Annotated in this window: 7 protein-coding genes and 1 riboswitch; of the genes, 2 read left to right on the top strand and 5 right to left on the bottom strand. The window is 54.1% G+C overall.

Going from position 1 to position 8,806, the window contains the following annotated elements; all coding sequences use genetic code 11:
- Positions 1 to 1,728 (bottom strand): Ig-like domain-containing protein (locus AB1724_19175; GenBank protein MEW6079938.1); only part of this gene is annotated, 1,728 nt, incomplete at its 3' end.
- A gap of 40 nt (positions 1,729 to 1,768) precedes the next feature.
- Positions 1,769 to 2,659, bottom strand: a complete 891-nt coding sequence (locus AB1724_19170) for a transglutaminase domain-containing protein (GenBank protein ID MEW6079937.1) — start codon at positions 2,657 to 2,659, stop codon at positions 1,769 to 1,771.
- Between the two features lie 338 nt (positions 2,660 to 2,997).
- Positions 2,998 to 3,077: riboswitch (cyclic di-GMP riboswitch) on the bottom strand.
- A gap of 529 nt (positions 3,078 to 3,606) precedes the next feature.
- Here AB1724_19170 and AB1724_19165 point away from each other — a divergent pair.
- Positions 3,607 to 4,017: a pyridoxamine 5'-phosphate oxidase family protein gene (locus tag AB1724_19165; protein MEW6079936.1), complete on the top strand. Its 411-nt coding sequence runs from the start codon at positions 3,607 to 3,609 to the stop codon at positions 4,015 to 4,017.
- A gap of 21 nt (positions 4,018 to 4,038) precedes the next feature.
- On the opposite strand, the gene AB1724_19160 is transcribed toward AB1724_19165, so the two are convergent.
- Positions 4,039 to 4,347, bottom strand: a complete 309-nt coding sequence (locus AB1724_19160) for a hypothetical protein (GenBank protein MEW6079935.1) — start codon at positions 4,345 to 4,347, stop codon at positions 4,039 to 4,041.
- 189 nt (positions 4,348 to 4,536) lie between these two features.
- On the opposite strand from AB1724_19160, the gene AB1724_19155 reads away from it, so the two are divergent.
- On the top strand, positions 4,537 to 5,700 hold the full coding sequence (locus AB1724_19155) for a glycosyltransferase family 2 protein (protein MEW6079934.1): 1,164 nt from the start codon (positions 4,537 to 4,539) through the stop codon (positions 5,698 to 5,700).
- On the opposite strand, the gene AB1724_19150 is transcribed toward AB1724_19155, so the two are convergent.
- Entirely contained in the window at positions 5,687 to 7,369 is a 1,683-nt protein-coding gene (locus AB1724_19150) for a hypothetical protein (GenBank protein ID MEW6079933.1), read from the bottom strand. The genes AB1724_19155 and AB1724_19150 overlap by 14 nt on opposite strands.
- A 75-nt stretch (positions 7,370 to 7,444) precedes the next feature.
- On the bottom strand, positions 7,445 to 8,146 hold the full coding sequence (locus AB1724_19145) for a DUF4349 domain-containing protein (protein ID MEW6079932.1): 702 nt from the start codon (positions 8,144 to 8,146) through the stop codon (positions 7,445 to 7,447).
- Positions 8,147 to 8,806: the final 660 nt, after the last annotated feature.

Below are 8,806 nucleotides of genomic sequence, written 5' to 3'. Positions count from 1 at the left end.
ATCGCCGCTGCCATCCCGGTCCAGATTTCCGAAATGCTCCAATTCCCAGTTATCATCCATGCCGTCGCCGTCGCTGTCATTGCCCGCGGAAATGGTCACCGGCACAATCTGCATGGTGATCAGTTCGTCGTCGGAGGCCCGGAAGGAAAGCATGTAAGAACCGGCCTGACCCGGGGCAGGCATCCATGTGAAGGTTCCGCTGCCGTCGCCATTGTCCGTAAAACTGGCGCCGTCCGGAAGATTTGAGATAGACAGATGCGGCATCAATCCTTCCGGATCGGTGGCCTGGATATCAAATGACAACAACTGACCTTCGACGCCGTTCTGCGCCATCACCAGATCGATAACCGGCGGCTGATTTGCGGAGGCCGTACCAAAAACGACGGTATATCCACCGGTAGAGGCGACGTCAAAGACGTTTATATAGTAATCCCAACCCGCGGACGGCGGGTCTTTTCTTTCTTTTGAGAGCCAGGCATTGGCTGCCTTTATCCGTTTGCCATCACCGCGGATGACTTCCGTGATGGTTTTCTGCCCACTGAACGGGTCCGTTGCCCGGGCATATACGAATTCACTGGCTCCGGGGCTGAAAGAAAAAGTATAGTTATTACCAGACCCCGAAAAAGTGGCGACATCGGAATAATCAATAACGACGGTATCCCATATGGAACTTACGGCCTCGGATTCATATACCCGCAAGGTATCGCCGTCTTTTGCCAGAAAATCACAGTTTGCGTCCCGGCCGGGCAGGTCCACCAGGACGTCCCGGACAAGAAAATGGGTCTGGGGATTGCCGTCGATTATCGAGGTCAATTGTCCGCCAAGCTCATCGGCGTGCGTTACCGTGGCGCTGAATTCGGTGAAGATACCGGACAGGCTGCAGATCATCTGCCAGCGTCCGACCGCGGCCTCATTGGGCGCCACATCCCCGAAAGAAACCAGCAGGCTGTTTTCAGTGGTCACGCCATTGACCTCACTGCCGATAATGGAAAATCCGATCAGGAGGTTGTGCTCATTCTCGATAATTTTCGGCTGGGCGGAATCTATTTCTAAATCATAAGCGGTGTTATGACCCGTATTTTTGACCCGCACCCCGAGGGTAAACGGCACCGACGGCTCTGTTGCAGGAGTAAAAGCATCATCTCCATATACGTTCTGGGATAAGAAATAATCCAGCATCAACAAAGGCAAAGGTTTGACGAAAATATAATCCGGCGAGACTTCGGTGACATGTTCTTCGCCGCCCATGGTATAGGTCAGTCTGGCGCCGACATAATACAGTTTACCCTCGGGATTCTCATCCGCCGAACCCGGCGCGGGAATAATAAGCCAGTGGAGATCGGACGATGAGGCCGGAGCGACATCGTCTACCGGCCAGCAGTCGTCAGAAGAATTATAGGCGTCGATATTGCCGGAATCGGCCCTGATGAAAAAACTGGCCGTGGTGTTGCTGGGGTCATTGGAGGCTTCAACGACATTCCCCTCTTCATCCGTGAAAGAGACAACCACATTGATATCGGTAAGCGCAATGTTCGTCAGGCCGTTGTTGATGCGCATATGGGCGTCAAAGGCCTGACGCTCAAGGGTTAATTCCTGCCGGATTTCAATCTTGACCGTGGCGCAGTAGGAGCCTTCCGCCATGGCCATGGTCGTCCAGGCACCCGTTACACAGAAAACAGCGGCTATCAGAAAGGAAACCCCTTGTTTCAATCGATTGATCGTACTCATCCCTTCCCCCATGATGGTGGTTTTATCGTAAGAAGTCCTCTTACATATCCATTTTAACGGTCAGGCCTTCTCCCCGTACATGAAAGCGGTTGGAGCCCTGCATATCATTTGCCACGGCATCGCTTATAATTCTCATGGCGACATAATTTTCGGCATTTTTCATGAAAACCCGGTTTTGCGGGTCCGCCAGATACCATCGACGACTATGATAAAACTCGGCCCAGTTATGAAATTCGGAAGCCGAAAGAACGGCGTTACCGGGACAAACATATCCCCCGACTCTTCGGGTCGGAATCTTCGCCGCCCGGCACAAGGCCGTGAACAGATCCATATACTCGGTGCAGTCCCCCTTTTTAGCGGTCAGGGCATAAAGCGCACCTCTCTCATTGCGCACATAACCATCGCTCTGGATGTTATCGGCAACCCACTTGAACACATTTTCCGCCGTACGGAGGGCGCGCCAGTTTTTAAACGCTCGCGCCTGTGACGCAATCGCCGGCTGATCGCATTCAACATACTTCTCCGGCTGTAAAAAAAGGTCGCGGTCTTTCCTGCTGACGGCCCGCCGGACGGGCTTGTCCGCAAACAGCAGGTCGGCCTTGATGGTGATTATTTTCGTCGCAAAAGGAGGATATTCGCTGAAGGAAAACGTCAGGATCTGATTGCCAAGGGTGTCGACTACCAGTTCATGAGGATATGAGGTTTCGATCGCCGTGCATAACTGGGCGGATGTCTGCTTTACCGGCGCGTAGACCGACAGAACGCCGTCTTTGATCACCTGATTGGTGATATTCTGAACGGTGAAACTGTACCGGATTTGTTTAGGGAGTGTATACGAATCGGCTTGTTTCGTAAGATAAAACCATACGAATAGCCCAATTCCCAGCAGCAGGCCAAGCGCCAGCGCGTATCGCGGCCACTTCTTTTTCATAGACCGATTCTTACAAAACAAACGGCGATTTTAAAATTAATGCGCTGATATAAAAGGAAATATCAGAACCCCCGCCTTCTCCACAAACTTCTACCCGGCTTGATACGATAAAATCGTATCACCAAAAAATCTTCATCCCTGAAGTTACAACATTGTTAAATACGGCTGTGTTTCGCAGACTGCGGACCGGTTTTAAACCGGCGTACAGGCATCTGGCTGAAAAAGTTATCGCGAAGATGGAATGATAATTTTTTTCAAGTTCCGCCTGCCCCTTCCCCAAACAAAAAAACCGGGTCATCTTATTTAAGAAAGACAATCCGGCTTGATATTTCTGCCCTCATGGCGGCCCGGCTGCCTTTCCAGTGAAAGACCCGTTGCTTTCCGTCCCCCGGTTACCCGGGGTTTGGCTTTAGCATGAGATTGATTTTGATTGAGCTTTGTACTACGTCATTTTTATCAATGTCAACAAGAATCTTGTGATATCGGATAGGATTGTTGAGAGGCTCAAGGCAACAGAGAGCCACCAAGAAAGGCCTGACACAATATTAATGTCAAGCCTCTTTATTATCTTGTCAGTGAAATTCCGTGTGGGACTTTTGTGGGACTTTTATTCCAAAATCTGCCAAAATGGCACAAAATCGGAAAATATGTAGGACATAGAAACCATGTACCTACAGTAAGTTACAAAAAATTTAGGGGGTTAGGAAGCTCAGAGGTAGTTTCTGAAAATCCCTGTGTCGGCGGTTCAATTCCGTCCCTCGGCACCAAATAAAAGCATGTCAGATTGGGGGGTTATCCGGTTCACCGGGCAACCCCTTTTTCGTGGGGAAGTGCCTGTTAAGACGCTTGTAAAGAGTTGACAGCACCTGTCGGCATTGTGTTATAGCTATCAAACGGAACGAAAAATTTCTCTACCCATTTCTTAATCAGCAGAAGGAGGTCAGGTTATGGCAAAAATGACGGAGCGTATGCGTAAACTGTTTGAAACCGTTCCCACGGCGGTTCTTTCAACGGCAACGGGTGACGGTATGCCCAATGCCGTGCCGGTGGGAGCAAAAAAAGTGATCGATGATGAAACCATCCTGATATCCGATCAGTTTTTCAACAAGACCCTGGCCAACCTGAAAGCCAACCCCAGGGCGGCGGTCTCTTTCTGGGAAGGTCATGAAGGGTATCAGTTGAAAGGCACGGTTACCATAGAAACCAGCGGCCCACGGTACGAGGAAATCGCCCGCTGGATCGAGGATCTGGGCAATAAGGTCGGCGTCCCGCTGAAGTCAAAAGGCGTGGTCATCCTGAAGATTGATGAAATTTACGGTCTGGCTCCCGGACCCGGCGCCGGTAAAAAACTGGCTTGAAAATTCAGATAAAGTCGGCCATCATCCGGTCGCGGAGGCCGGATCAATCTTCAGCAGCACATGGCCTTCCTTGTCCAGCATGAAGATCATAAAACCGTTGACGGCGGCGTCCCCTGCCAGGGCTTCGAACAGAACCGCCTGGACTTCATATTTTTTCCCCTTTTCCCGGGGAAGGTTGATCAAACAGTCTTGGGCCGCGTCTTTATCATAAAAAGCCGGTATATAAAAAACGTTTGAAGGCGCATCCCGGTATCCCGCGTATCCTTCACTGTTACCGGCACTCTCTATGGCCACATACACCCAGTCTTCTTTTTTCGGCTGTTCCGCCATCTTGTCATTCTCCTGCTGATAAAAAATATTTTGACATGAAAATATCCGGTTGCCGCGAAAAAATCCACCTCAAAAACCGGCGGCCGGGAATCATTGCCGAAATGCCAGGCGCTATCCCCCCAACCCGCCAAAAACATTGACACCCCGGGCCGGTCTTGTTAGAAAAAGACAATCATAACAGAGATGCTGATGCCGCCATCCGACAATAAAATTGAACTCTCCATTGTCATGCCCTGCCTCAATGAAGCCGAAACCATTGCCGGCTGCGTCGAGCAGGCCCGGCGATACCTGTCGGAAACAGGTATCAACGGAGAAATTGTCGTCGCCGATAACGGCAGCACCGACCAATCCCGGGCCATCGCGGCGGCAGCCGGCGCCCGGGTAGTGGAGATAACGGAAAAAGGTTACGGCAGCGCCCTGGCGGGCGGCATTACCGCGGCCGTCGGCGAATGGGTCATCATGGGCGACGCCGACGGAAGCTACGACTTTTCCGGGCTGACCCCGTTTATCGACAAGCTGCGCCAGGGATTCGACCTGGTCATCGGTAACCGCTTCGAGGGAGGGATCTTCCCCCAGGCCATGCCATTCCTCCACAAATACCTGGGCAACCCCGTGCTGACCGGCATCGGCCGGCTCTTCTTCAAGGCGCCGGTGGGTGACTTTCACTGTGGCCTGAGAGGGTTCCGCAAGGCGGCCATCGCGGCCCTGGACCTGCGCACCACCGGAATGGAATTTGCCAGCGAAATGATCATCAAGGCCAGGCTGCAAAACCTGCGCATCGTGGAAGTGCCCACGACGCTCTCCCCGGACGGGCGAAGCCGGAAACCGCACCTGCGAACCTGGCGTGACGGCTGGCGGCATCTGCGGTTCATGCTGATCTACAGCCCCAAATGGCTTTTCTTCTATCCCGGCCTGTCGCTGCTTGCCGTTGGTCTGGCGCTGGGAGCCTGGCTCCTGCCCGGTCCCCGCACCGTGGCCGGGGTGACCCTGGACATCCACACCCTGCTCTACTGCTCGGCCGCGGTGTTTATCGGATTCCAATCGATCCTGTTCGCCGCCTTCTATAAAATCTTCGCCCTGACGGAGAATCTCCAGCCCCCGGACCCGGTCTTTAACCGCCTGTTCACCGTCTTTACCCTGGAACGCGGGCTCATCGCCGGCTGTCTTCTTTTTCTCCTGGGCCTGGCCGGATCCCTTTACGCCGTGGGTGTCTGGGAAAGCGTTTCCTTTGGCAACCTGGATCCCCAGCAGACCCTGCGGCTGGTCGTTCCCTCGGTCCTGGCCATGATCCTGGGATGCCAGATCGTCCTGTCCAGCTTTTTCTTAAGCATTCTGGGGATCAATCGGAAATAAGGCGATAGATGCTCTTCATCCCGTCCGCATACAACAGCTGAAAATCCGGCATTCCCGCCAGTTGTCCGGACAGACCGTCATTCAGGATGTTCTTATCAATGATCAGATAGGCGACCCCGATGTCGCGCAGGCAGGCCAGACTGGCCGGATCCGGGAAACGCTTCATTTTCTCCTTCACCTCCAGATACCCCGCCGGCCGAAAGGTCGACATACCGTTAACCAGCGGCTTGCCATGATCCAGGGCATGGATCATGCCGACCACAATCGGCAGATAATTGTAATCCACCCGCAGGTCTTCGGCAGCCATGGGGAGCATCAGGGCGGGACCGGCCGGCTGTGTCTTGAGAAAATCGGACCAGGCCGCCGAGAACGAGTCATCCGGGACCGGACGAATCTGCGTAACGGGCAGGACTTCCAGGATGCTTAGCAGCATGATCAGCGGCAGCAGCAGTTTTCCCCGGTTCTCTTTTAAATGATAAATCTTTTCAAGAGTAAAACCGATCAGGCCGACCAGAAAAATCTGAACAAAACCGCCGAATCGGAAGGCGTTTCGCAGCTGTTTGAATCCCGGATAAAATTGCTGAAGCAGCTCCAGTAAATTCCGGCCGGCGATCTCGATATTGCCCGCCATGCTCAGGATCATCGCCAGAACGGCGCCCAGGGCGCAGAACAGGACCCATCGAGGGGCCCGGTTCCGGCCAAACCAAAGGCCGCCAAGTGCCAGGAGCAGCAGGCCGGTCCCCGGATACATGGGACGGACCGCGTCCCTGGACCCCAGCCACGGCATGGCACCGGCGCCCCGGAATAACGGCGACAGGGCCAGGTAATCGGCCGGCCGGCAGCTGTTCATATGAAAAATCGCGGAACCATGGCTGAACCGGGATGTAATCAGATACTGGGGAAGCAGGACCGGCAGGGTTAGAAGAACGGCCAGGCCGATACCAGCGAGCAGATAAAAAACGGCCCGGCCGGAAATCATCTTTCGATTAAAAAAACAGACCGCCCCCAGAACGGCAAAGACCGACAGAAATAGACCGTAGTAACTGCAGCACAGCGCCAGGATCGCGGCCCACAATCCCATCAGCAGGGCCTGCTTCAGTTCCGGCTGACGGCTGAATTGATATAGCCGGGCAAAAAAATAAAATACGGGAAAGAGAACGATCAACTGGCAGACGCCCAGTTCAGTAGCCGCGTAGGGCAGCGCCACGGCGAACAGGCCGGTCAGCATGGCTGGCAGACCACTGACGCCGAGGACGCGGGACAGGCTGAAGGCGGCCAGACCGTTTAAGGACAGGCACACCAGGAGCATGAGGTTGTAAACCGGCAGCGGATCTCCGGAAAGAATCAGCCCGGCCGCCAGAAAGAGACCCTGGGGAAGCATGGTCTCGCAAAAAGCAAACGTCCCCCTGGTCGGATAAAAGATCGGCGCGTCCCAGTAGCCTTGGAACAGATGCCCGGCCCGGTCGGCGTCCCAGAGCAGGGACCAGAGGCCGAACAGCGGAATGGTGGTGGTCCGCTCGGTGCCGATGGGCAGGCAGGTGCGACTGTAAAGCAGCAGGGGCCAGGTGAGGATAACGGCAAAAACGAAAAACAGGAAAACCGGCAGCACTGCATTTAAACCGTTCTTGCCTCTATCCACTCCCCGCTCCCCGACAAATAAAACAGACATAAAAATATCGTGAAAAAATATCCCGGCTACCCGTTATATTCCCAATCAAACCACGGCGTGTATCACCGGGGATTCTTACCGGATGACGAACAGCTTCTCGATGCCCCACCACAGCCCCTTGAACAGGTACCCCAGAGGCCCGAGAATCTTCTGCCGCTGAAAGGTGACATTCACGGTGGCGTAATCGACCTGCCCTTTGAGCGATTTGATTTTTCCCTCCATGGCGTCGATATCGGACTGTACCCGGTTAAGTTCCGTTTCAATGGCGACAATATCCTTGACGTCAACGGCCTTGGCAAGGAGCTGCCGCAAACGGTCGCGAAGCTCGATCCGGTTCTTCAGACGGGCTTCCACGTCGATAAACTGCTCCGTCACATCCTCGCCGGCCATGGTCCGGTCCTTGACCTTGCCCAGAGACTCGACGGCGCCGACGGCGTTTTTAAGCCGGTCCGCCGGAACCCGCAGCCGGAGGGATGCGGATTCTTCGCCGCTGTCGGACTTGTATTCCACGTATCCGGAAAATTCCTCGGCGATGGCCACGGCCTTGTTCACGGCTTCGGCGATATCATAGACCTCAACGGTCAGAGAGGCCCGCCAGATCATCATCCGGTCAGCCCGGAAGTCCGCCGCCTGTTCCGGGGCCATTGCCCGGGTCATGGACTCCGCCCGCGCGGCCGCCGGCGCCGTTCCGAACATTTGTCTTTTGGCACATCCGGTAAAAACAAAACCAAGACATACGCAGATTACGACCGCAAACGTAACATTAAAATTCTTCATCAAAATCCTCCGTAAAAAGTCAGGCCCGGGGCTCGGGGATCCATATCGGCGGCAACCAAAGCAGCCAGGGCTTCCACCGAATTTCGTAAAGATGGTTAATAGAAACGCGCCCGCCCTGGCTGTCTTCTTTGCGTTGCATGGTTCTGTGTCCCAAAAAATTATTCAAGTGGACAGACAGTGCGTTTTCATCTCCGTTCCCAAAAACTTACTCATAATATCTCCTAACTACAAGTAATTTTTACGAGGGCGCTCTGTCTGGGAAGCTCAGGCGCCGCATGAGGCCGGGCATGATGGAGAGGATCGGCCGGGATGATTTTAGGAGCGACATTGATCGTTTCCGGGGAATAATTCAGAAAAGGGCTGAGCGCATACCGATTTCAAATCAAAGATGATCTCAAGGCGGCCAGGAGGAGGCGACGCAGGCGTATTGGCAATACGCCGAGGAGCCGACGACGCAGCCAACGAAGAGAGCGCTTTGATTTGGAATCGGTATAGAGGATTTCTCGCTGTCCGAGGGCGCAGCCCGAGTTCGAGAAATCCAGCGAAGGACTTGGCTGAATCCCGGAAACGATCCGTCGCGACAAAATTATCCCCGGCCGATCCTCATTCCAGACTCCGGGTTCCGCTCCCTCTTCGGGGTTCACGGGCTTAAACAGAGAG

It is taken from the genome of Thermodesulfobacteriota bacterium, assembly GCA_040753795.1.
GTDB lineage: Bacteria > Desulfobacterota > Desulfobacteria > Desulfobacterales > Desulfosudaceae > JBFMDX01.
The sequence above is the reverse complement of the archived record's forward strand: the minus strand, read 5'-3'. Positions and strand labels throughout refer to the sequence as shown.

Coding starts and splice junctions, on each gene's coding strand:
- AB1724_19170 (MEW6079937.1), bottom strand. CDS start 2,659: ATGAAAAAGAAGTGGCCGCGATACGCGCTGGCGCTTGGCCTGCTGCTG.
- AB1724_19165 (MEW6079936.1), top strand. CDS start 3,607: ATGGCAAAAATGACGGAGCGTATGCGTAAACTGTTTGAAACCGTTCCC.
- AB1724_19145 (MEW6079932.1), bottom strand. CDS start 8,146: ATGAAGAATTTTAATGTTACGTTTGCGGTCGTAATCTGCGTATGTCTT.
- AB1724_19155 (MEW6079934.1), top strand. CDS start 4,537: ATGCCGCCATCCGACAATAAAATTGAACTCTCCATTGTCATGCCCTGC.
- AB1724_19150 (MEW6079933.1), bottom strand. CDS start 7,369: ATGTCTGTTTTATTTGTCGGGGAGCGGGGAGTGGATAGAGGCAAGAAC.
- AB1724_19160 (MEW6079935.1), bottom strand. CDS start 4,347: ATGGCGGAACAGCCGAAAAAAGAAGACTGGGTGTATGTGGCCATAGAG.